The following is a 20,848-nucleotide window of genomic DNA, read 5'->3' as shown; positions in this document are numbered from 1 at the left end:
AAGCCGCTCTCTTCTTCTGCGGCGTTCCTTACAGCTTCAGCCGTTGCCAGATCGCCTTGGTGGCGCCGGCCGCGTTGAGCGTATAGAAATGCAGCCCCGGCACGCCCGCGGCCAGCAGCCGCTCGCACAGCGCCGTGACCACATCGAGCCCGAAGGCGCGGATCGATTCGCGGTCGTCGCCGAAGCTCTCCAGCCGCCTGGCCACCCAGCGCGGCACTTCGGCGCCGCACATCTCGGAGAAGCGCATCAGCTGCGAGTAGTTGGTGATCGGCATGATGCCCGGCACGATCGGCACCTCGACGCCGAGCGCGCGCACGTCGTCGACAAAGCGGAAATACGCGTCGGCGTTGTAGAAGTACTGCGTGATCGCCGAGTCGGCGCCGGCCCTGACCTTGCGCACGAAGTTGTCGAGGTCATGGCGCGGCGACTTCGCCTGCGGGTGGTACTCCGGGTATGCCGCGACTTCGATATTGAACCAGTCGCCGGTCTCGGCGCGGATGAACTCGACCAGCTCGTTGGCGTAGCGGAACTCGCCGATCTCGCCCATGCCCGACGGCATGTCGCCGCGCAGCGCGACGATATGACGGATCCCGCCGTCGCGGTACTGCTGCAGGATCGCGCGGATGCTCTCGCGCGACGAGCCCACGCACGACAGGTGCGGCGCGGCCTCGATGCCTTCGCGCTGGATTTCCAGCACGGCGTCGAGCGTGCCCTGCTGCGTGGTGCCGCCGGCGCCGAACGTCACCGAGATGTACTTGGGCTTGAGCGGTGCCAGCTGCGCGCGCGTGTTGCGCAGCTTCTCGGTGCCCTCCGCCGTCTTGGGCGGGAAGAATTCAAAGCTGAAGTAGCGGTCTTGCATGATGGTGGCGCGCCGCGTTGGCACGGCGCGCGAATAGGGTCAGGCGGGTCAGTCGTCGCGGTTGCCCAGCAGCAGGCTGGCCAGCAGCCACGAGATCACGCTGTACAGGATCGAGCCCAGCAAGGCCGCCCAGAAGCCGCCGACGGTAAAGCCCGACAGCAGGTTGCCGACGAACAGAAACAGCAGCGCGTTGATGATGAAGATAAACAGCCCCAGCGTCAGCAGCGTGACCGGCAACGTCAGGATCACCAGGATCGGACGGATCAGCGTATTGACCAGGCCCAGCACCAGCGCCGCCAGCATCGCCGAGCCGAAGCTCTTGATGTGGATCGACGGGATGATGTACGGCAACACGAACAGCGCGACGGCGTTGATGATCCAGACGACCAGTAGTCTCATGACGGTTCCTTGGTTGGTTTCCCTGCGGGATGGCGCCCCGCTCCCGCAAGCGGGAGCGGGGCCTTCCTACCTTCCTGCGCGCATCAATAGCGGTAGTGATCCGCCTTGTACGGGCCTTCCTTGTTCACGCCGATGTAAGCGGCCTGCTGGTCGGTCAGCTCGGTCAGCTGCGCGTTCAGCTTGCGCAGCTGCAGGCGCGCGACCTTCTCGTCCAGGTGCTTGGGCAGCGTGTAGACGCCGACCGGGTACTTGCCGCTGTCGCGTTCCTGCCAGAGCTCGATCTGCGCGATGGTCTGGTTGGCGAACGAGCTGCTCATCACGTACGACGGGTGGCCGGTGGCGCAGCCCAGGTTCACCAGGCGGCCCTTGGCCAGGATGATCAGCTTCTTGCTTGGTTTGTCGCCAACTGCGGGGAACTTCACATGGTCGACCTGCGGCTTGATCTCGTCCCACTCGTACTTCTCGATCGAGGCGATGTCGATCTCGTTGTCGAAGTGGCCGATATTGCAGACGATGGCCTGGTCCTTCATCTTCGCCATGTGGTCATGGGTGATGACATGGTAGTTGCCGGTGCAGGTGACGAAGATATCGCCATGCTCGGCGGCGTAGTCCATGGTGACCACGCGGTAGCCTTCCATCGCGGCCTGCAGCGCGCAGATCGGGTCGATCTCGGTGACCCACACCTGCGCCGACAGCGCGCGCAGCGCCTGCGCGCTGCCCTTGCCCACGTCGCCGTAGCCGGCGACCACGGCGATCTTGCCGGCGATCATCACGTCGGTGGCGCGCTTGATGCCGTCGACCAGCGATTCGCGGCAGCCGTACAGGTTGTCGAACTTGCTCTTGGTGACCGAGTCGTTGACGTTGATCGCGGGGAAGCGCAGCTCGCCCTTCTGCGCCATCTGGTACAGGCGGTGCACGCCGGTGGTGGTTTCCTCGGTCACGCCGCGGATGGCTGCCAGGTTGCGGCTGTACCAGCTCGGGTCCTTGGCCAGCTTTTCCTTGATCGCGGCGAACAGGAAAGTTTCTTCCTCGCTGCCCGGGTTGGCGATCACCGCAGCGTCCTTCTCCGCGCGGGCGCCCAGGTGCAGCAGCAGCGTGGCGTCGCCGCCGTCGTCGAGGATCATGTTGGGGGTGCCGCCGTCGGACCAGTCGAAGATGCGGTGGGTGAAGTCCCAGTACTCCTTCAGCGATTCGCCCTTGAAGGCGAACACCGGCGTGCCGCCCGCGGCGATCGCGGCGGCGGCGTGGTCCTGCGTCGAGAAGATATTGCACGAGGCCCAGCGCACGTCGGCGCCCAGCGCCTTGAGCGTCTCGATCAGCACGGCGGTCTGGATCGTCATGTGCAGCGAGCCGGCGATACGCGCGCCCTTGAGCGGCTGCGCCGCGGCGAACTCGTCGCGGATCGCCATCAGGCCGGGCATCTCGGTCTCGGCGATGGCGATTTCCTTGCGGCCCCAGCCGGCCAGGTTGATGTCGGCGACGAGGTAGTCCTGCTTCAGGTCGGTCACAGCGTTCATGTTTCACTCCCGGTGAAGAGTGGCACGCAGTTGACGAGTACGGGGATCTGGCGGCCGCGCATGGCGCTCGGCTCATGCGAAGCACGCGGATAGGTCGACTCGCTTCCGTGCGGACCACGGATCAGCGAGCGCCGTTGAAGACAGTCCGAGCCTGGCGGATGGCAGGGGCGGCTGTGCCGCGGCCGCGCGATGTGCTTCGCGGGCCTCCATCCGTTGCAACGCTCCTCGGAGTGGCGGTATTGTAGCGTGCCCGGAGGCCTTGCGCACCGGCCCTCCTCGATTTCCGCACAGATGATTCCAACGCCACCCCGCACCCTGACCATCGCCGGTTCCGACTCCGGCGGCGGCGCCGGCATCCAGGCCGACCTGAAGACCTTTTCCGCGCTGGGCTGTTTCGGCATGAGCGCGATCACCGCGATCACCGCGCAGAACACGCTGGGCGTGACCGGCGTGCATGCGATCCCGGCCGACATGGTGGCCGCGCAGATCGACGCGGTCGCCGGCGACATCGGCGTGGACGCAGCCAAGACCGGCATGCTGGGCACCGCCGCCATCGTCGAGGCGGTGGCCGCGGCGGCGGACCGGCACGGCATTCGCAAGCTGGTGGTGGATCCGGTGATGATCTCGACCTCGGGCGCGACGCTGTCCGACGACGCCACCACCCAGGCCATGGTGCGGCTGCTGTTCCCACGCGCGCTGCTGGTCACGCCCAACCTGCCCGAGGCCTCCTACCTGCTGGGCCGCAGGATCGCGCGCCGCGCCGACATGGAACAGGCCGCCGCCGACCTGATCGCGCTGGGCTGCCCGGCGGTGCTGCTCAAGGGCGGCCACCTGGAACACGATGGCGCGGCGGGCCTCGGCGGCGGACTGGACGACATGCTGATGCTGAAGGACGGCAGCGTGCGCGTGTTCACGCACCCGCGGGTCGAGACCCGCAACCTGCACGGCACCGGCTGCACGCTGGCGGCGGCGATCGCGTCGCAGCTGGCGCGCGGCGACGCGCTGGAAACGGCGGTCGGCACCGCGCTGGACTATGTGGCGCAGGCCATCGCGGCCGGCGCGGGATTGCGGCTGGGCGGCGGCAACGGCCCGCTGAACCACGCCTTCGCGCCGCGCCCGCTCGGCTGAGCGGCGCGCGGCTCAGGCAGCGCTTAGTTGCCGCCGCTGGACAACGGCACCAGCTTGAACGCGGCACGCGCCACGCACACCACGTTGCCGTCGGCATCCTTCACTTCGCCCTCGCAGAACGCAATGCGCGCGCCGCGGCGCAGGCAGCGCGCTTCCAGCGTCAGCTCGCCGCGCGCGGCGGCGAGGAAATGGGTCGACATGTCGATGGTGATCACGCCGGTTTCCGTCGGCGCATGCGAGCGCGCGGCGCCGCTGAGGGTGAAGTCGAGCGTCGCCATCAGCGTGCCGCCATGCACGTCGCCGCGGCTGTTCACCAGCTGCGGATGCGCCGGCAGGCGGGTGCGGCAGTAGCCCTCTTCGATCAGCTCCGGCTGCAGGCCGAAATAGCGCATCAGCGGCACGTCGATGCCGAAATAGGGCTTTTCGGGCGTGCCGGGGGCGGCGGGGATGATGGCGGTGGGCTGGGTCGACATGGTCGGGACGCGGGGTGATTGGCGGGGAATGCTGCCCGACATCATAGCGGCGGGCTGCCGCCCGTTTTGGCAGTTGCGCGAATGTCGCACAAATCCTGACGCTAGCGATACACGTCTCTGCGATACACGTCTCTGCGATTCCCCAGGCGCAGCACCACAACCGTGATACGGGCGTCTTCGATCTGGCAAATCAAGCGCCAGTCGCCCACCCGGTATTTCCAGTATTCGCCCAGCTCGCTGCCCTTCAGGGCTTCGCCAAGCGAGCGGGGGTCGACGGATGCCGCGACACGCTCGCGCAGAAACGTGACAATACGCCTGGCGACCGGCCGATCCAGTTTGGCGAGTTGTTTCTCTGCCGTTTGCGTGATTTCAATCCGCCAGGCCAAGCCGCGCCTCCAGTTCATCCAGCGTTACCGTGGATTCCTCGCCGGCGCGAACGCGCGCGGCAACCTTGTCTGCCAGGTACAGGTCTTCAAGGTCGTCCAGGTGCTGCATGATGGCTTCACGCGCATAAAACGTCTTGGTGCGGCCGGTGCGCTTGGCAAGGGCCTCCAGGCGCGCTTCGATATCCTCGGGTAGTCGGATGGCGAGCATGACAGCCTCCAAAGTGATTGCTATACAAGTATAGCTCCGAGGTTCACGCCGTCAGAGCACCTGTCGCATCGCCACGCGCCGTCGCAACCCCGCCGCTCGCTGCGCCGCCAGCGCATCGGCCAGCAGGGGACATAGCTCGTCCTCGCGCAATTGCCGGAAGCCGAGCGAGGCATAGAACGGTGCATTCCAGGGCAAATGCGCGAACGTGGTCAGGTTGAGCGAGCGCAACCCGCCCGCACGCGCCCATCCCTGCACCGCTCCAACCAATGCCCGCCCGATGCCGCGGCGGCCATGGTCCGGATGAACGTCCATTTCATCGAGATAGGCACATTCGCCGTTGCGGCTGGCCAGCGCAAAGCCAGCCAGTTCGCCGTGGCGCTCGGCCACCCACAGACGCCCTTCGCGCTGCGCCGCCGCCAGTGCCGCTTCAGGCGTGCTGACCAGGCGCAGCAGCGCCGGCAGGTCGCCTTCCGGAAACAGTGCGGCGGCGGCCAGCTCGATGTCCGGCAGACGCGGCAGGTCATCAACGGCCGCCAGGCGAATGCGCAGGGCGGCCACGGCGCGCTCAGCCGGCCGGGAACAGGCTTACGAGGTGGGCCACAGCGGCCGGCACGTCGTCGGCCTCGGTGACGGCGCGGACCACCGCGGCGCTGCCGACGCCCACCGCGAGCACCTCGCGCATATTCGACGCATTGACGCCGCCGATGCCGACCAGCGACGGGATCACCGGCTGCATCAGCTTCACGTAGGCGCGGAAGCGGCCCATGCCTTGCGGCTGGGTCGGCATCACCTTGGTGGTGGTGGGGAAGATCGCGCCCAGCGCCAGGTAGCTGGGGCGGATCGCGGCCACGCGCAGCATCTCGGCATAACCGTGCGTGGACACGCCCAGCCGCAGCCCGGACGCGCGAATCGCGTCGAGGTCGGCATGGTCCAGGTCTTCCTGGCCCAGGTGGATGCCGTAGATGCCGCTGTGCGCGCCATGGGCGGCGTGGTAATCGAGCGCCGCCTGCCAGTGGTCATTGATGAAGAGGCGTGACGACGAGCCTTGCATGGCCCTGGCCGCGCGCGCGATCTCGGCGCGCACCGCCGTGGCGTCGCCGGACTTGAAGCGCAGCTGCAGCGTGGGCACGTTCAGCGGCGCCAGGCGCTCGATCCACTCGGCGTCCGGCACCACCACGTACAGGCCCAGCGCGGGGCATGGCGCGAACGGCGCGACGGTGTGCTCGGGCGCCACCAGCGCGGCGTGGCGCACGTGCGGGAAACGCGCGAAGTCGGACGGCCAGTCGGCCGAGCCCGGCGCCCAGGCGCGCGCCAGGCACAGCGCATCGTGGGCCGGGAAATGCAGCGACAGGCAGGCCAGCAGCACCGCGACGAAGGCGGGCGAATGCGGCTGGCCGCTATCCGCGGCGACCGAGAACACCCAGGTGCCCATCGGCGAGCGCACGGTGTCGATCCACTGGCCGCCTTCGCGGTCGGTCTCGATCAGGGTGGCGCCGGCGGCGGCCACGCGCGCGATGGTGTCGGCATCGGCTTCGCCGTCGGACAGCAGCACGTCGTGGGCGCCGGGCTGCGCCGGCGCGTCCTGCAGATGCCAGGCCTGCCACGGCTTGTCGTCGACGCCGAAGGTATCGCCATAGTGTTCCAGCACCGCCTGGCGCAGCGGGCCGTCGCTGGGGGCGTGCACGGGGCGGCGGGTCATGCGCGCTGCTCCGTGTTGCGCGGCTCCGCGTCGTCGGCGTGCCAGAACGGCATGCCCACCACCGGGGTGCTGGCCTGCGCGACTTCGCGCTCGGGCATCGGCCCGGCCAGGTAGGCGGTGCGGCCCGCGGCCACGGCCTGGGCGAAGGCGCGCGCCATGTCGACCGGGTAGGCGGCCTGCGCCACCGCGGTATTGAGCAGCACGCCGTCGTAGCCCCACTCCAGCACCTGCGCCGCGTGCGACGGCAGGCCCAGGCCGGCATCGACGATCAGCGGGGTATCCGGCAGGCGCTCGCGCAGCACCCGCATCGCGTGCGGGTTGACCGCGCCGCGGCCGGTGCCGATCGGCGCGGCCCACGGCATCAGCGCCTGGCAGCCGACGTCGAGCAGGCGGCGGCACAGCACCAGGTCCTCGGTGCAGTACGGCAGCACCTTGAAGCCCTCTTTGATCAGGGTCTCGGCCACGGCCGGCAGGTTGAGCGTGTCGGGCTGCAGGGTGTAGTCGTCGCCGATCAGCTCGAGCTTGATCCACGGCGTCTCGAACACCTCGCGCGCCATCATCGAAGTGGTGATGACCTCCTGCGCGGTGAAGCAGCCGGCGGTGTTGGGCAGCACCGGCACGTTCAGCGCCTTGAGCATCTGCCAGAACGCCTGGCCGCCCTCGCCATCGCCCACCGCGCCCTGGCGGCGCAGCGCGACCGTGATCATGGCCGGGGCCGAGGCCTGCACGGCCGCTTCCAGCGTGGCCGGCGACGGATAGCGCGCGGTGCCCAGCAGCAGGCGCGAGCCGAACGACTCGCCATACAGCACGAACGGGTCGCGCAGGGTTGCGGAAGGTTCGAAGGTCATGGGTCAGCCTCCCGTCACGGGTTGCACGAGGTCGATGCGGTCGCCGGCCGCAAGAGGGGTGTTGGCGTGCGCGGCGCGCGGCACGAACTGGCCGTTGACCGCCGCGGCAAAGGGGGGCGCGATCTGCGCCGCGCTGACCGCGTCCGCCAGCGTGGCGGATTCGGCAAGGGCGAGCGGTCGGCCGTTGAGCAGGATATCCATGTCAGTCTTGCATTAATGCAGCGTGCCGGAGCGCGCGCCAACGGTGGGCGCCGGCGCTTCGGTCACCGCTTCGATCATACCGGGCCAGCGCAGCGCGGCAGGCACGGCATGCGCGGCCGGGTCGCCGTTGAGCAGCGCGCCCACCACCGCGCACGCGGCCTCGGTCACCGCCGGCGCGATCAAAAAGCCGTGGCGGTACAGGCCGTTGACGCGCACCACGCGCGCGCGCTGGTCGACGCGGATCGCCGGCAGGTGGTCGGGGCGGGTCGGGCGGCGCTGCACGTTCAGCTCCAGCACGCGCGCCTCGCCGAAGGCCGGGTGTAGCGAATGCGCGGCCGACAGCAGTTCCAGCGCGGAGCGCACGCTCATCGGCGAATCGTCCTCGCTTTCCAGCTCGGTCGCTCCGATCACATACAGGTCGTTGGGCTTGGGCGCGATATAGATCGGATAGCGCGGATGCAGCAGGCGCACCGGACGGTGCAGCCTGACGTCGGGCGCATGCACCCGCACCACTTCGCCGCGCAGCCCTCGCAGGCCGGGCTGGGTGCCTCCGGGCTGCGCCGGCCACGCGCTGCGCGCGCCCAGGCCGCGGCAGTCCAGCACCACGTCGGCGCGGATGCCAAGCTGGGGCAGCGAGCCGGCATCGACCTCGCCCGCCTCCCACACGCAATGCACGCCTTCGCTGACCGCGCACGACAGCAGCGCGCGCAGCGCGCCGCGGTTGTCGAGCTGGCCTTCGCCGGCCAGCAGCAGTCCCTGCGGAAAGCGGCCCGCGAGCGCCGGCTCGACCTCGCCCACGCCCTTGCCGTCGAGCGCGCGCAGCCGCTGCGCCACCAGCTCCGGCGGCGCCACCGCGCGCACGCGGCTGGTGAACAGCGACATCTCGGCGCGGTCGCGCGCATGCCAGACCACCAGCGTGCCGTCTTGCTGGAAGAAGACCGGCTCGGCCAGCTCGGCCAGCCAGGCGCGCCACAGGTCGACGCTGGCGATGCCAAGGTCGACGATGCGGCGCTCGGCGATGGCCGACTCGGCCAGCGGCGCCAGCATGGCCGCGGCCACGTAGGCGGCCGAGCCCGCGCCGTCCGGGCCGGCCCGCTCCACCAGCGCCACGCGGGCGCCGCTGCGGACCAGCAACCAGGCGGCCAGGCGGCCGGCAAGGCCGGCCCCGAGGATGGCGACGTCAAACGACTGCACTGCTGTCATGAGGGTGTTGTGCCGGACGCGCCATGCGGCCGCGTCCGGCCTCCTTGTTATCGGTGCCGCCGCGCGGGGCGCTGCGCGGCGGCGGATCTTGCGCGGGCATGGCTTGCGAGGCCATGCCCGTCCTGCCGTGACTTCGGCAGGGTTTCAGCAATTGCCTTACGAGTAGATCTTGCTGCCCTTCTTCAGGAACTCGATCGACTTCTGTTCCATGCCCTGCTGCGCTTCCTTGGGCAGCGAGGCGGCGTAGTCGCGCACTTCCTGCGTGATCTTCATCGAGCAGAACTTCGGTCCGCACATCGAGCAGAAGTGGGCGATCTTGGCGCCCTCGGCCGGCAGCGTGGCGTCGTGGTACGAACGCGCGCGTTCCGGGTCGAGGCCCAGGTTGAACTGGTCTTCCCAGCGGAACTCGAAGCGCGCCTTGGACAGCGCGTTGTCGCGCAGCTGCGCGCCCGGCCAGCCCTTGGCAAGATCGGCGGCGTGCGCGGCGATCTTGTAGGTGATGATGCCTTCGCGCACGTCTTCCTTGTCCGGCAGGCCCAGGTGCTCCTTCGGCGTGACGTAGCACAGCATGGCCGTGCCCATCCAGCCGATATTGGCCGCGCCGATGCCGCTGGTGATGTGGTCGTAGCCGGGGGCGATGTCGGTCACCAGCGGTCCCAGGGTGTAGAACGGCGCCTCGTAGCAATGCTTGAGTTCTTCGTCCATGTTGGCCTGGATGCGCTGCAGCGGCACGTGGCCCGGGCCTTCGATCATCACCTGCACGTCGTGCTTCCACGCCTTGGCGGTCAGCTCGCCCAGCGTGCGCAGCTCGCCGAACTGGGCCTCGTCGTTGGAGTCGGCAATGCAGCCCGGACGCAGGCCGTCGCCGAGGCTGAACGACACGTCGTAGGCCTTCATGATTTCGCAGATCTCGTCGAAGTGCGTGTACAGGAAGTTTTCCTTGTGGTGCGCCAGGCACCACTTCGCCATGATCGAACCGCCGCGCGAGACGATGCCGGTAACGCGGTCGGCGGTCAGCGGCACGTAGCGCAGCAGCACGCCGGCGTGGATGGTGAAGTAGTCCACGCCCTGCTCGGCCTGCTCGATCAGCGTGTCGCGGAACATCTCCCAGGTCAGGTCCTCGGCGATGCCGCCGGTCTTGTCCAGCGCCTGGTAGATCGGCACCGTGCCAATGGGCACCGGCGAATTGCGCAGGATCCATTCACGGGTTTCGTGGATGTGCTTGCCGGTGGACAGGTCCATGATGGTGTCGGCGCCCCAACGGATCGACCACACCATCTTTTCCACTTCCTCGGCCAGCGACGACGTCACCGCCGAGTTGCCGAGGTTGCCGTTGATCTTGACGCGAAAATTGCGCCCGATCGCCATCGGCTCCAGCTCGGTGTGGTTGATGTTGGCGGGAATGATGGCGCGGCCCGAGGCGATTTCCTGGCGCACGAATTCCGGCGTGATGTCTTCCGGACGCAGCGGCAGGCCGGCGCCCAGCGCGTTGCCGGGATGCTGGCGCAGCAGCGCCTTGTATTCGGGCTTGTCGTACAGCGCCTGCAGGTTCAGCGATTCGCGCAGCGCCACGTATTCCATTTCCGGCGTGATGATGCCCTTGCGCGCATAGTGCATCTGCGACACGTTGGCGCCCGCCTTGGCGCGGCGCGGGTTGGTCAGCTGGGCGAAGCGCAGGTGCGCGGTGGCCGGGTCGTTGGCGCGGTCGCGGCCGTATTCCGACGACAGGCCGGGCAGCACCTCGGTGTCGCCGCGTTCCTCGATCCACTTGGCGCGCACCGGCGGCAGGCCGGCCTTCAGGTCGATATGCACGTCCGGGTCGCTGTACGGGCCCGAGGTGTCGTACACCGGGATCGGCGGATTGGGCATCTCGCCCTTTTCCGTGCGGGTCGAGGTCTGCAGGATGGTGCGCAGCGGCACGCGGATGTCGGGGCGGCTGCCGGTCAGGTAGGTCTTGCTCGAAGCCGGGTAGGCAAATTTCTGGTCGAGATCGCTTTCGAGCGATTCGAAGGATGCAGCGGGGGCAGTACGGGCCATGGGTGTCGTCCTCTCTCTCTTGCGGGGTGGACGAAACCAGGAGCCCTGTGAGCGCCGCCGGGCCTGAGGCCGAGGTGGCGAGTCCCGGAGGGACAAGAGGCTTGGTCTTGCTGAAACTTCCCACGCCGGTACTAACCGGATCGGGTTCGAAGGGACTCTCTCAGCCGCGCGGCCCATCCGCACGGCACCCCTGTTTCATCCAACGGGGTGAATTTAAGCACAGAGCACCGGTGGGCGCCAGTGCCAGTTGGCAACCGCGGGTGGTGCCACAGCTGTGCAAAAAGGTATCGAATCGCGCATGCTGCATCGCAAAAATACGCGTAAAGCGGACCACCATGCACTCGACGCGCGCGCGGCGTGATCTACCATGCAAGCAAACGACCAGCCTCGCTCGAGGAGACACAGCATGACCGACGCCGCCACCCATCGCGTCTTCAACCAGGTGCCGGATCTCGCGCACTACAACCTGTTCGACAGCGATCCCACGGTGCGGGCCGCGCTCGAACGCCTGGGCGGCGGCTGGCATGCCGACGCGCTGCGGCAGTTCGGCGCGCGCCTGGGCGAGCCGGAGGTGCAGCAATGGGCCGCGGACGCCAACCGCCATGCGCCCGAGCTGCACACCCACAGCCGCACCGGCGAGCGCATCGACACGGTCGAGTTCCATCCGGGCTGGCACGCGCTGCTGGGGCTGCTGCGCGGCCAGCAGCTGCAGGCGCTGCCGTTCGCGCAGCCGCGCGCGGGCGCCTGGGCGGCGCGCACCGCGGGGTACTTCCTGCAGGCACAGGTGGAATCGGGCTCGCTGTGCCCGCCCACCATGACCTTTGCCAGCATCCCGGTGCTGCGCAAGGAAGCCGCGCTGTTTGCCGAGCTGGAGCCGCGCCTCTATGCGGCCGAACACGATGCGCGCGACCTGCCCTGGCGCGACAAGAGCGCGATCATGATCGGCATGGGCATGACCGAGAAGCAGGGCGGCTCCGACGTGCGCGCCAATACCACGGTGGCACGCCCGGTGCGTGGCGAAGGGCGCGGCGCGGAATACGCGCTGATCGGGCACAAGTGGTTCTTTTCCGCGCCGATGTGCGATGCGCACCTGGTGGTGGCGCGCATGGGCGCCGAAGACGGTCCGCTGTCGTGCTTCTTCGTGCCGCGCTTTCGCGACGACGGCAGTCGCAACGCGGTGCAGATCCAGCGGCTCAAGGACAAGCTCGGCAACCGCTCCAATGCCAGCAGCGAAGTCGAGTTCCGCGACGCCACCGGCATCCTGATCGGCGAGGAAGGCCGCGGCATCCCGACCATCATCGAGATGGCCACCAGCACGCGGCTGGACTGCGTGATCGGCAGCGCCGCGATCCTGCGCGCGGCCTACGTGCAGGCGCTGCACCACACGCGCCACCGCAGCGCCTTCGGCCGCCTGCTGGCCGACCAGCCGCTGATGCGCAACGTGCTGGCGGACCTGGCGCTGGAATCCGAAGCCGCCACGCTGCTGATGATGGAGCTGGGCCACGCCTTCGCGCAGGCCGAGGGCGACAACCCCGACCCGCTCGCCGTCGCCTGGAAGCGCGTGATCACGCCCGCGGCCAAGTTCTGGGTGTGCAAGCGCACGCTCGAGGCCACCGGCGAAGCGATGGAAGTGTGGGGCGGCAATGGCTATGTCGAGGAAGGGCCGATGGCGCGGCTGTACCGCGAGGCGCCGGTCAATTCGATCTGGGAAGGCTCGGGCAACATCATGTGCCTGGACGTGCTGCGCGCGCTGCAGCGCAATCCGGACGATGGCGCGCGGCTGCTGCAGGACCTGTCGCGCCGCGCCGGCGGCCACCCGGCGGTGCGCGCCGAACTGGCCTCGCTGCAGGCCATGCTGCGCGAAAACGCCGACCAGCTCGAAGCCGGTGCGCGCCGCTTTGCCCAGGGCCTGGTGCTGACCGCGCAGGCGGCGCTGATGCTGGCGCATGCCGACCCCGAGCACGCCGAGCTGTTCGTCACCAGCCGGCTCGGGCGCCAGCACGGACGCGTGTTCGGCACGCTCGACGCGGATGCCGGCGCGCTCGGGCGGGTGGCGTTGCGCGGCTTCGAGGGCTAGGCCTCCATCGACTCCAGCACCCGCAGCATCACCCGCGGCGCATAGCGGATCAGGTCGTGCGCGCGCTCGCCGATCATGATCGCGGGCGCATTGGTGTTGCCGCCGATCAGCGTGGGCATGACCGACGCATCGACCACGCGCAGCCCTTCCACACCGCGCACGCGCAGCTGCGGGTCGACCACCGCCATCGCATCCATGCCCATGCGGCAGGTGCCGACCGGGTGGTAGATGGTGTCGGCGCGCGCGCGGATCAGCTCGCGCACGGCGGCATCGTCGCTGCCATCGGCGCGCAGGCCGGCCGTGTAGAGCTCGCGTCCGCCGAAGCAGGCCAACTGCGGCTGCGCCAGGATGCTGCGCACGATGCGCACGCCGGCCACCATGTCGTCGAGGTCGCGCGCGTCGCTGAGGTACTTCGGATCGATCAGCGGCGCGCGCCGGATATCGGCCGCGGCCAGGCGGACCTCGCCGCGGCTGCGCGGGCGCAGCAGGCAGACGTGGCAGGAATAGCCATGGCCGAGATTGAGCCTGCGCATATGGTCGTCGGCCAGGCCGACCACGAAATGCAGCTGCAGGTCGGGCTCGGGCAGCGCCGGGTGGCTGCGCAGGAAGCCGCCGGCCTCGGCGAAGTTGCTCGACATCATGCCGGCGCGCTCGCGCCGGTAGCGCAGCATTTCGGACAGCAGCCTGGCGACGCCGCCGAACGATACGCCGAACAGCTCGGGCACGGCGGTGCGCTTGTGCAGCACCACGTCGAGATGGTCCTGCAGGTTGCCGCCCACGCCCGGCAAGTCATGGACCACGTCGATGCCGTGTTCGCGCAGGTGCGCGGCGGGCCCGACCCCGGAGACCATCAGCAGCTGCGGCGAGCCGAACGTGCCCGCGCACACGATCACGTCGCGACGCGCGCGCAGCAGCTGCTGGCGGCCGTCACGCTGCACCAGCACCCCGGCGGCGTGACGGCCTTCGAAGACGATGCGCAGGGCCTGGGTGTCGGTCAGCACGCGCAGCCGCGCGCGGCCGCCGTTGCAGGCGCGGTCGCGCGCATTGCCGCCATGCAGGTAGGCGCGCGCGGCATTCCAGCGCTCGCCCGCGTGCTGCGTGACCTGGTACCAGCCGATGCCCTCCTGCTCTTCGCCGTTGAAATCGTCGTTGCGCGGATAGCCGGCCTGTTGCGCGGCCTCGATAAAGCGCTCGGCGAACGGGTTGGGCGTGCGCAGGTCGCTGACATGCAGCGGGCCGTTGCCGCCGTGCAGCGGATCGTCGTCGCTGCCGGCCAGGCGCTCGTTGCATTCGGCGCGGCGGAAGTACGGCAGCACGTCGTCCCAGGACCAGCCATCGCAGCCGGCATCGGCCCAGGCATCGTAGTCGGCGGGCCGCCCGCGCGTGTAGATCATGGCGTTGATCGACGAGCAGCCGCCCAGCCCGCGCCCGCGCGGCTGGTAGCCGCGGCGGCCGTTCAGGCCCGGCTGCGGCACGGTGTGGAAGCCGTAGTTGCGCGTCCCCGCGCGCGGCAGCATCGCCGCCAGGCCGGCGGGTGTTCGCACCAGCACATGGTGGTCGTGGTGCCCGGCCTCGACCAGCGCGATGGTGTCGTCGCCGCTGTCGGCCAGCCGCCCCGCCAGCGCACAGCCCGCCGAGCCCGCGCCGACGATGACGTAGTCATAGGTGGTTTCCATCTGTCTCCCCGCGAGTCCGCAGGCGGCGCGCGTGCGTGAGCCGGGCCGCGCCGGCGCGCGCCCTGTCCGTCCAGCGGATGGCAAGCCGTGAGATTCAGTGTAGGCGCTGGCCCAGCGGTTGAAAAAGGGCGGCGGCAACGAAACGCGCGAGCATGAAGGACGGCCGTTTGAATCGGCTTGCTGGTAGCAGGCTTCCATTGTGTTGGCCGGCGCGCTGCCTTATCTTGCGCGATGGTGCGCGAATGTGCGCGCAAATCCTGGAGCGCAGCCATGCGAGAAGTTCCCGACCTGTCGTCCGTCTTCGGCGCGATGCATGCCGCCTCGCGGCGCGACCAGCTGCCCGCGTGGACCGTGCGTGCCGATCGCCTGCAGCGCCTGCGGCGCCTGGTGACCGAAAACCAGGCCGAAATTGCCGCCGCCATCCATGCCGATTTCACCAACCGCCCGCGCCAGGAAACCGCGCTGCTTGAGGTATTCCCCAGCCTCGCCGGCATCGACGGTGCGCTGCGCCACGGCAAGCGCTGGATGCGCGTGCGGCGCGCGCCCACCGGCTTCTGGTTCCGCCCGGGACGCTCGCGCCTGGTGCCGCAGCCGCTCGGCGTGGTGGGCATCGTGGTGCCCTGGAACTATCCGCTGTACCTGACCGTCGGCCCGCTCGCCGGCGCGCTGGCGGCTGGCAATCGCGCCATGGTCAAGCTGTCGGAATACACGCCGCGTTTCGCGGCGCTGTTCGCGCAGCTGGTGCCGCAGCACTTCGCCCCGGACGAGATCGTGGTGATCAACGGCGATGCCGAAGTGGCCAGCGCCTTCACCGCGCTGCCGTTCGACCACCTGCTGTTCACGGGTTCGACCGCAGTCGGCCACCATGTGATGCGCGCGGCGGCCGCCAACCTGACCCCGGTGACGCTGGAGCTGGGCGGCAAGTCGCCGGCCATCGTCGGCGCCGGTGCCGACCTCGAGCGCGCGGTCGAGCGCATCCTGGTCGGCAAGCTGATGAACGCGGGCCAGACCTGCATCGCGCCGGACTATGTGCTGGTGCCTGAGGACTTGCGCGATCAACTGGTGGACGCGGCGCGCCGCTGCGTGGGCCGGCTCTATCCCGACCTGGCGCGCAACCCGGACTACACCAGCATCATCAGCCCGCGGCATTTCGCGCGGCTGGAGGGGCTGGTCGACGAGGCCGCCGCGCAAGGTGCGACCGTGGTGCCGCTGTCCGATGCGCAGCCGGATGCGCAGGCGCGGCGGCTGCCGCCGGTGCTGCTGCTGGACGTGCCCGATGGCGTGACCGCGATGCGCGAGGAAATCTTCGGACCGGTGCTGCCGGTGGTGACTTACCGCACCCTCGACGAGGCGCTGGACTACATCAACGCGCGCCCGCGGCCGCTGGCGCTATACGTGTTCGAGCGCGACCGCGGCGCCATCGCCCATGTGATGCGGCAGACCGTCGCCGGCGGCGTTACCGTCAACGACACCCTGTTCCATATCGCCCAGGACGGCCTGCCGTTCGGCGGCGTCGGCGCCAGCGGCATGGGCGCGTACCACGGGCAGGCGGGCTTCGACACGTTTTCGAAGGTGAAGCCGGTGTTCCACCAGGCCAGCCTGAACGGCGCCGGCCTGCTCAAGCCGCCTTACGGCAAGACCTTCGACACCATGCTGCGCCTGCTGCTGCGTTAGCAGCAGGCCGCGCGCTCACGACACCAGCATCGGCCGCCCGAGCATGCGCGACAGCACCGCCTCGGGCGAATGGGTGTGGTCCGAAATCGCCTGCGGCGCCAGGTAGATGGTCTGCTCCATCATCGCGCGCCCGCGCATGGCGGCGTGCAGCAGCTGGTCGCTGAAGACGATCCAGGTCGCACCCGGCGGGAAGTGGAATTCCTGCTGCGGCACGTTGGCCTGGTAGTCCAGGTCGGCCTTGGCCAGGTCATGCAGCTGCAGCATGCGGTGGTCGTATTCCGAGCGTTTGCGCTTGGTGATGTGGAGCAGCTTCATCAGCGCCGCCTGCCCCGGCCACATGCCGTGGGTCCTGGGCACGAACTTCTGCGCAAAGTCGCCGAACGGCTCGCCCACGCGCCACACGCGCGGCGCGGCCGGGTCGATATTGTGGAACACGCGCAACAGGCGCTTGCCCAGCATCGGGTTGGACGGGAATGAATCGACGTGCAGGCGGGTGTCGTCCTTGCGCCAGCTGACCGGGCGCCCGGCGATCTCGCTGGGCCGCAGCGAGGTGCCGGCGCGGGTCATGTGCGGGATGTATTCCGGGAACAGCGTGCGGATGAGCGACTCGCTGTTGTCGGCGTAGCGGCGGATCAGCGTGTACAGGTCGGCCAGGTCCTGCGCGCTGCCCTGCGCGCCGCGCACTGCGGTGTCGTCGGCGCGCAGGTTGATGTTCTTGGACTTGCCGTCGGAATAGCGGCTGTCGAGGAAGCGCTCTTCGCCCGGCTGGAACTGGAACTTCAGGTTGGGGAAGTAAAGTACCGCGCCTTGCTCCAGTTCGCGGCGCAGCGTGGCGCGCGCTTCGGGGGTGACCTGGGGCGCCCACTCGGTATAGGGCTGCGGACGGATCAGGTCGAGCTTGCCGGCGGCAGGCGGCCGGGCGGCGGGCGACGGGGCAAGGACAGGCGCTTCGGACATGGCATCCTCTGGGAACGGTTACCCGTGTTTGGGGTGGCCGCCGTGGCGGCGGCAGGGCGTGGCGGAATTTTACTCCGTGCGCCCGCCGTGGCGCCGGCGCCACGCGGCAGCTGGATCAGGATCAAACCCGCGCAAAAAACCCCGCGGGCCCTTGCGGGCCGGCGGGGCTTGCCGTCAGGACTGCCAGCGCGAGTGCGGCGCTTACAGGCCCGCCGCGGCGCGCAGCGCAGCCGCCTTGTCGGTCGCTTCCCACGAGAATTCCGGCTCTTCGCGGCCGAAGTGGCCGTAGGCCGCGGTCTTCTCGTAGATCGGCCGCAACAGATCCAGCATCTGCACGATGCCCTTCGGGCGCAGGTCGAAATGCTCCTGCACCAGCTCGGCGATCTTGGCGTCCGGAATCTTGCCGGTGCCTTCGGTGTAGACCGTCACGTTGATCGGCCGCGCCACGCCGATGGCATAGCTGACCTGCACCTGGCACTGCCGCGCCAGGCCCGACGCCACCACGTTCTTGGCCACGTAGCGCGCCGCGTAGGCGGCGGAGCGGTCGACCTTGGACGGGTCCTTGCCCGAGAACGCGCCGCCGCCGTGCGGCGAGGCGCCGCCGTAGGTGTCGACGATGATCTTGCGCCCGGTCAGGCCGCAGTCGCCCTGCGGCCCGCCGATCACGAAGCGCCCGGTCGGGTTCACCAGGTACTTGGTTTCCTTGAGCATCTCGGCCGGCAGCACCGGCTTGATGATTTCCTCGATCACTGCCTCGCGGATCTGCGCCTGGGTGATGTCGGGCGAATGCTGGGTCGACAGCACCACGGTGTCCACGCTGTGCGGCTTGCCGTCGACATAGCGCACCGTGACCTGCGACTTGGCGTCCGGGCGCAGCCAGGGCAGGCGGCCGTCGCGGCGCAGCAGCGACTGGCGCTCGACCAGGCGGTGCGCGTAGTAGATCGGGAACGGCATCAGTTCCGGGGTCTCGTCGCAGGCGTAGCCGAACATCAGGCCCTGGTCGCCGGCGCCCTGGTTCAGGTAGTCATCGGACGCACGGTCGACGCCCTGGGCGATGTCGGGCGACTGCTTGTCATAGGCCACCAGTACCGCGCAGCCCTTGTAGTCGATGCCGTAATCGGTGTTGTCGTAACCGATGCGCTTGATGGTGTCGCGCGCGATCTGGATGTAATCGACATTGGCGGTCGTGGTGATTTCCCCGGCCAGCACCACCAGACCGGTGTTGCAAAGCGTCTCAGCTGCCACACGCGCATACTTGTCCTGCGCCAGGATGGCGTCCAGGACGGCGTCGGAAATCTGGTCGGCGACCTTGTCGGGATGGCCTTCGGAGACGGATTCCGAAGTAAAAAGGAAGTCGTTTGCCACGAACTTATTCTCCAGGTTGGCTATTGCGTGCCAGCCTGTTCGGTTCATGGCGGCGACGCTTTAGCGGTATTTCAGGCAGCCCGGTTAGAGCCGCATCGCCCCGCAAGTTGTCAGTTAACTCGGCGATACACGCTATTATACGCGCCTGCAGGCGTCGTTGCAGCGCCACAGGCGTGCGGTACGACACCTTGCCGGCATGCCGGACCCACGCCTGCCTGCCCGTCTGATCCCGGCACAGACCCGGCGGCGGACTTGCCTGGACCCTTTTTCCGCGCCTGATGACTTTTTTATTCTGGCTGATCTCCCGTTTTCCGCTGCGGCTGCTGCAGGCCGCGGGCGGCGCGCTGGGCCTGCTGATCGCGCGTCTGCCGGGCCGCTATGGCCAGCGCCTGCGCGAGAACTTCCGGCTTGCCTTTCCCGACGCCACCGAGGCGATGATCGACGAGGCCGCCCGCTCGGCCGGCCGCATGATCATCGAGATGCCCTACTTCTGGAGCCGCCCGCGCATCGGCGCGAAGCTGTACGGCTTCGACGACCACCTGTGGCCCGAACTCGCCAGGCTGCAGGCGCGCGGCAAGGGCATCATCATCCTGACCCCGCACCTGGGCTGCTTCGAGGTGCTGCCGCAATCCCACGCGCTGCACCGCCCGGTGACCGCACTGTTCAAGCCGCCGCACCAGCCGTGGCTGCGCGACTGGATCGAGAAGATGCGCACCCGGCCCAACATGCATATGGCGCCGGCCACGCCGCGCGGCGTGCGCATGCTGGTGAAAGCGCTCAAGCGCGGCCAGGCGGTAGGCATCCTGCCCGACCAGGTGCCCAGCGGCGGCGAAGGCAACTGGGCGCCGTTCTTCGGCAAGCCCGCCTACACCATGGCGCTGGTGCACCGGCTGCAGCAGCTGACCGGCGCGCCGGTGGTGGCGATCTTCGCCGAGCGGCTGCCGCGCGGCGCCGGCTACCGCGGCCATCTGCGCGTGATCGAGGACGGCGGCATGCTGCCGGACGATCCCGCCGCTGCGGCCGCCGTCATCAACCGCACCATCGAAGCACTGGTGAGCCTGTGCCCGACGCAATACCTGTGGGGCTACAACCGCTACAAGCAACCCGCCGGAGCGGGCACCCCCGGCACCCCGGACACGCCGGCTACCGAGGGCACGGATTCCGAGCCGGCGACTGATCGATCGACTTCATGAGCCGTGTGTTCACGTGGCTCGGCATCGGCCTGCTGACCGTGCTGGGCAAACTGCCCTATCCCTTCGTCGCCCGCTTCGGCGAGGCGCTGGGCAGCCTGCTGTACCGCATCCCCAGCGAGCGGCGCCGGGTGGTGCAGGCCAACCTGCGCCTGTGCTTTCCGGACCGAACCGAGGCCGAGATCGACGCGCTGTCGCGCCAGAGCTTCCGCCTGCTGTTCCGCAGCTTTGCCGAGCGCGGCATCTTCTGGACCGGCAGCGAGGCGCAGATGCGCCGCTGGGTGCAGATCGACGACCAGGCCGGCCTGGTCGAACTCGATGGCACGCCGCATATCCTTGTGACGCTGCACCTGTCGGGCGTGGAAGCCGGCGCGATCCGGCTCACCATCCACCTGCGCGAGCATGTCGGCCGCTCCGGCGCCTCGCTCTATACCAAGCAGAAGAATGCGCTGTTCGACGGCTTCCTCAAGCAGGCGCGCGGGCGCTTCGGCGCCAACATGATCTCGCGCAACGACAGCGCGCGCGACATCCTGCGCTGCCTGAAGAAGGGCGAGGCGCTGCAGCTGATCGCCGACATGGACTTCGGCGAGCGCGATTCGGAATTCGTGCCGTTCTTCGGCGTGCAGGCGCTGACGCTGACCTCGGTCTCGCGGCTGGCGCGCCTGACCGGCGCCAGGGTGGTGCCGATCTACACCGAGATGCTGCCCGACTACCAGGGCTACGTGCTGCGCGTGCTGCCGGCGTGGGAGGACTACCCCGGCGCCAGCGTGACCGACGACACGCGCCGCATGAACGCCTTCTTCGAAGACTGCATCCGCCCGCGCGTGCCTGAGTATTATTGGGTCCACAAGCGCTTCAAGCACCGCCTGCCGGGCGAGCCCGAGATCTACTGAGCGTTACTGAGCACTGCCGAGCGCACCGGCACGACCTGCGCCGCGCCGCTACAATCGT

General features: G+C 69.0%; 20 protein-coding genes and 2 riboswitches. Of the genes, 5 read left to right on the top strand and 15 right to left on the bottom strand.

What is annotated here, in order from left to right; all coding sequences use genetic code 11:
* Positions 1 to 28: 28 nt before the first annotated feature.
* From metF to ahcY, 3 genes are all read right to left on the bottom strand, one after another.
* Positions 29 to 859: a methylenetetrahydrofolate reductase [NAD(P)H] gene (gene metF, locus A2G96_RS02320; RefSeq protein WP_062796411.1), complete on the bottom strand. Its 831-nt coding sequence runs from the start codon at positions 857 to 859 to the stop codon at positions 29 to 31.
* A gap of 48 nt (positions 860 to 907) precedes the next feature.
* Positions 908 to 1,258 carry a phage holin family protein gene (locus A2G96_RS02315; RefSeq protein WP_062796409.1) on the bottom strand — a complete coding sequence of 117 codons (351 nt, stop codon included), beginning with the start codon at positions 1,256 to 1,258 and terminating at the stop codon, positions 908 to 910.
* 83 nt (positions 1,259 to 1,341) lie between these two features.
* Complete coding sequence (ahcY, locus tag A2G96_RS02310; protein WP_062796407.1) at positions 1,342 to 2,775, bottom strand: adenosylhomocysteinase; 1,434 nt, start codon at positions 2,773 to 2,775, stop codon at positions 1,342 to 1,344.
* 119 nt (positions 2,776 to 2,894) lie between these two features.
* Positions 2,895 to 3,008: riboswitch (S-adenosyl-L-homocysteine riboswitch) on the bottom strand.
* Between the two features lie 58 nt (positions 3,009 to 3,066).
* Between ahcY and thiD the strand changes: the two genes are divergently transcribed.
* A complete protein-coding gene (thiD, locus tag A2G96_RS02305) occupies positions 3,067 to 3,903 on the top strand; it encodes a bifunctional hydroxymethylpyrimidine kinase/phosphomethylpyrimidine kinase (RefSeq protein ID WP_062796405.1) in 837 nt (278 codons plus the stop codon).
* Between the two features lie 23 nt (positions 3,904 to 3,926).
* Here thiD and A2G96_RS02300 read toward each other — a convergent pair whose 3' ends face one another.
* The 9 genes from A2G96_RS02300 to thiC form a co-directional block, all read right to left on the bottom strand.
* A complete protein-coding gene (locus tag A2G96_RS02300; RefSeq protein ID WP_062796403.1) occupies positions 3,927 to 4,376 on the bottom strand; it encodes a PaaI family thioesterase in 450 nt (149 codons plus the stop codon).
* Positions 4,377 to 4,477: 101 nt separating this feature from the next.
* Positions 4,478 to 4,762 (bottom strand): type II toxin-antitoxin system RelE family toxin, encoded by a 285-nt coding sequence (locus A2G96_RS02295; protein WP_062796401.1) that lies wholly within the window; start codon positions 4,760 to 4,762, stop codon positions 4,478 to 4,480.
* Complete coding sequence (relB, locus tag A2G96_RS02290; RefSeq protein ID WP_042883856.1) at positions 4,746 to 4,970, bottom strand: type II toxin-antitoxin system RelB family antitoxin; 225 nt, start codon at positions 4,968 to 4,970, stop codon at positions 4,746 to 4,748. Before relB ends, A2G96_RS02295 begins: the two co-directional genes overlap by 17 nt.
* Positions 4,971 to 5,021: 51 nt before the next feature.
* A complete protein-coding gene (locus A2G96_RS02285) occupies positions 5,022 to 5,528 on the bottom strand; it encodes a GNAT family N-acetyltransferase (protein WP_062796399.1) in 507 nt (168 codons plus the stop codon).
* Between the two features lie 7 nt (positions 5,529 to 5,535).
* Positions 5,536 to 6,669: a thiamine phosphate synthase gene (locus A2G96_RS02280; RefSeq protein ID WP_062796397.1), complete on the bottom strand. Its 1,134-nt coding sequence runs from the start codon at positions 6,667 to 6,669 to the stop codon at positions 5,536 to 5,538.
* Positions 6,666 to 7,517: a thiazole synthase gene (locus tag A2G96_RS02275; RefSeq protein WP_062796395.1), complete on the bottom strand. Its 852-nt coding sequence runs from the start codon at positions 7,515 to 7,517 to the stop codon at positions 6,666 to 6,668. The genes A2G96_RS02280 and A2G96_RS02275 overlap by 4 nt, the downstream gene beginning before the upstream one ends.
* A gap of 3 nt (positions 7,518 to 7,520) precedes the next feature.
* On the bottom strand, positions 7,521 to 7,718 hold the full coding sequence (thiS, locus tag A2G96_RS02270; protein WP_012351522.1) for a sulfur carrier protein ThiS: 198 nt from the start codon (positions 7,716 to 7,718) through the stop codon (positions 7,521 to 7,523).
* Between the two features lie 12 nt (positions 7,719 to 7,730).
* Entirely contained in the window at positions 7,731 to 8,921 is a 1,191-nt protein-coding gene (locus A2G96_RS02265; RefSeq protein WP_062796393.1) for an FAD-dependent oxidoreductase, read from the bottom strand.
* Positions 8,922 to 9,077: 156 nt separating this feature from the next.
* On the bottom strand, positions 9,078 to 10,958 hold the full coding sequence (gene thiC / locus A2G96_RS02260) for a phosphomethylpyrimidine synthase ThiC (protein WP_062796391.1): 1,881 nt from the start codon (positions 10,956 to 10,958) through the stop codon (positions 9,078 to 9,080).
* A gap of 100 nt (positions 10,959 to 11,058) precedes the next feature.
* Positions 11,059 to 11,160: riboswitch (TPP riboswitch) on the bottom strand.
* Positions 11,161 to 11,364: 204 nt separating this feature from the next.
* On the opposite strand from thiC, the gene A2G96_RS02255 reads away from it, so the two are divergent.
* On the top strand, positions 11,365 to 13,035 hold the full coding sequence (locus tag A2G96_RS02255; RefSeq protein ID WP_062796389.1) for an acyl-CoA dehydrogenase family protein: 1,671 nt from the start codon (positions 11,365 to 11,367) through the stop codon (positions 13,033 to 13,035).
* On the opposite strand, the gene A2G96_RS02250 is transcribed toward A2G96_RS02255, so the two are convergent.
* Positions 13,032 to 14,711, bottom strand: a complete 1,680-nt coding sequence (locus A2G96_RS02250) for a GMC family oxidoreductase (protein ID WP_062796387.1) — start codon at positions 14,709 to 14,711, stop codon at positions 13,032 to 13,034. The two genes, A2G96_RS02255 and A2G96_RS02250, sit on opposite strands and share 4 nt — an antisense overlap.
* A gap of 270 nt (positions 14,712 to 14,981) precedes the next feature.
* On the opposite strand from A2G96_RS02250, the gene A2G96_RS02245 reads away from it, so the two are divergent.
* A complete protein-coding gene (locus A2G96_RS02245; protein WP_062796385.1) occupies positions 14,982 to 16,385 on the top strand; it encodes a coniferyl aldehyde dehydrogenase in 1,404 nt (467 codons plus the stop codon).
* Positions 16,386 to 16,400: 15 nt separating this feature from the next.
* On the opposite strand, the gene A2G96_RS02240 is transcribed toward A2G96_RS02245, so the two are convergent.
* Both A2G96_RS02240 and metK read right to left on the bottom strand, forming a co-directional pair.
* Positions 16,401 to 17,342 carry a Kdo hydroxylase family protein gene (locus A2G96_RS02240; RefSeq protein ID WP_062796383.1) on the bottom strand — a complete coding sequence of 314 codons (942 nt, stop codon included), beginning with the start codon at positions 17,340 to 17,342 and terminating at the stop codon, positions 16,401 to 16,403.
* Positions 17,343 to 17,543: 201 nt separating this feature from the next.
* Positions 17,544 to 18,707 (bottom strand): methionine adenosyltransferase, encoded by a 1,164-nt coding sequence (gene metK / locus A2G96_RS02235; RefSeq protein WP_010813318.1) that lies wholly within the window; start codon positions 18,705 to 18,707, stop codon positions 17,544 to 17,546.
* A gap of 278 nt (positions 18,708 to 18,985) precedes the next feature.
* On the opposite strand from metK, the gene A2G96_RS02230 reads away from it, so the two are divergent.
* Positions 18,986 to 19,900, top strand: a complete 915-nt coding sequence (locus tag A2G96_RS02230) for a lysophospholipid acyltransferase family protein (RefSeq protein WP_062796380.1) — start codon at positions 18,986 to 18,988, stop codon at positions 19,898 to 19,900.
* On the top strand, positions 19,897 to 20,790 hold the full coding sequence (locus A2G96_RS02225) for a lipid A biosynthesis lauroyl acyltransferase (protein WP_062796378.1): 894 nt from the start codon (positions 19,897 to 19,899) through the stop codon (positions 20,788 to 20,790). Before A2G96_RS02230 ends, A2G96_RS02225 begins: the two co-directional genes overlap by 4 nt.
* Positions 20,791 to 20,848 lie beyond the last annotated feature (58 nt).

Origin of the sequence: Cupriavidus nantongensis (assembly GCF_001598055.1) — a bacterium.
GTDB lineage: Bacteria > Pseudomonadota > Gammaproteobacteria > Burkholderiales > Burkholderiaceae > Cupriavidus > Cupriavidus nantongensis.
Note: the sequence above shows the minus strand (reverse complement) of the source record. Positions and strands in the feature narration are given on the sequence as shown.

What these genes read in the sequence shown, in the direction of transcription:
- metF (WP_062796411.1), bottom strand. Translation starts at nt 859, where the DNA reads ATGCAAGACCGCTACTTCAGCTTTGAATTCTTCCCGCCCAAGACGGCG.
- A2G96_RS02315 (WP_062796409.1), bottom strand. Translation starts at nt 1,258, where the DNA reads ATGAGACTACTGGTCGTCTGGATCATCAACGCCGTCGCGCTGTTCGTG.
- ahcY (WP_062796407.1), bottom strand. Translation starts at nt 2,775, where the DNA reads ATGAACGCTGTGACCGACCTGAAGCAGGACTACCTCGTCGCCGACATC.
- thiD (WP_062796405.1), top strand. Translation starts at nt 3,067, where the DNA reads ATGATTCCAACGCCACCCCGCACCCTGACCATCGCCGGTTCCGACTCC.
- A2G96_RS02300 (WP_062796403.1), bottom strand. Translation starts at nt 4,376, where the DNA reads ATGTCGACCCAGCCCACCGCCATCATCCCCGCCGCCCCCGGCACGCCC.
- relB (WP_042883856.1), bottom strand. Translation starts at nt 4,970, where the DNA reads ATGCTCGCCATCCGACTACCCGAGGATATCGAAGCGCGCCTGGAGGCC.
- A2G96_RS02280 (WP_062796397.1), bottom strand. Translation starts at nt 6,669, where the DNA reads ATGACCCGCCGCCCCGTGCACGCCCCCAGCGACGGCCCGCTGCGCCAG.
- A2G96_RS02275 (WP_062796395.1), bottom strand. Translation starts at nt 7,517, where the DNA reads ATGACCTTCGAACCTTCCGCAACCCTGCGCGACCCGTTCGTGCTGTAT.
- thiS (WP_012351522.1), bottom strand. Translation starts at nt 7,718, where the DNA reads ATGGATATCCTGCTCAACGGCCGACCGCTCGCCCTTGCCGAATCCGCC.
- A2G96_RS02265 (WP_062796393.1), bottom strand. Translation starts at nt 8,921, where the DNA reads ATGACAGCAGTGCAGTCGTTTGACGTCGCCATCCTCGGGGCCGGCCTT.
- thiC (WP_062796391.1), bottom strand. Translation starts at nt 10,958, where the DNA reads ATGGCCCGTACTGCCCCCGCTGCATCCTTCGAATCGCTCGAAAGCGAT.
- A2G96_RS02255 (WP_062796389.1), top strand. Translation starts at nt 11,365, where the DNA reads ATGACCGACGCCGCCACCCATCGCGTCTTCAACCAGGTGCCGGATCTC.
- A2G96_RS02250 (WP_062796387.1), bottom strand. Translation starts at nt 14,711, where the DNA reads ATGGAAACCACCTATGACTACGTCATCGTCGGCGCGGGCTCGGCGGGC.
- A2G96_RS02245 (WP_062796385.1), top strand. Translation starts at nt 14,982, where the DNA reads ATGCGAGAAGTTCCCGACCTGTCGTCCGTCTTCGGCGCGATGCATGCC.
- A2G96_RS02240 (WP_062796383.1), bottom strand. Translation starts at nt 17,342, where the DNA reads ATGTCCGAAGCGCCTGTCCTTGCCCCGTCGCCCGCCGCCCGGCCGCCT.
- A2G96_RS02230 (WP_062796380.1), top strand. Translation starts at nt 18,986, where the DNA reads ATGACTTTTTTATTCTGGCTGATCTCCCGTTTTCCGCTGCGGCTGCTG.
- A2G96_RS02225 (WP_062796378.1), top strand. Translation starts at nt 19,897, where the DNA reads ATGAGCCGTGTGTTCACGTGGCTCGGCATCGGCCTGCTGACCGTGCTG.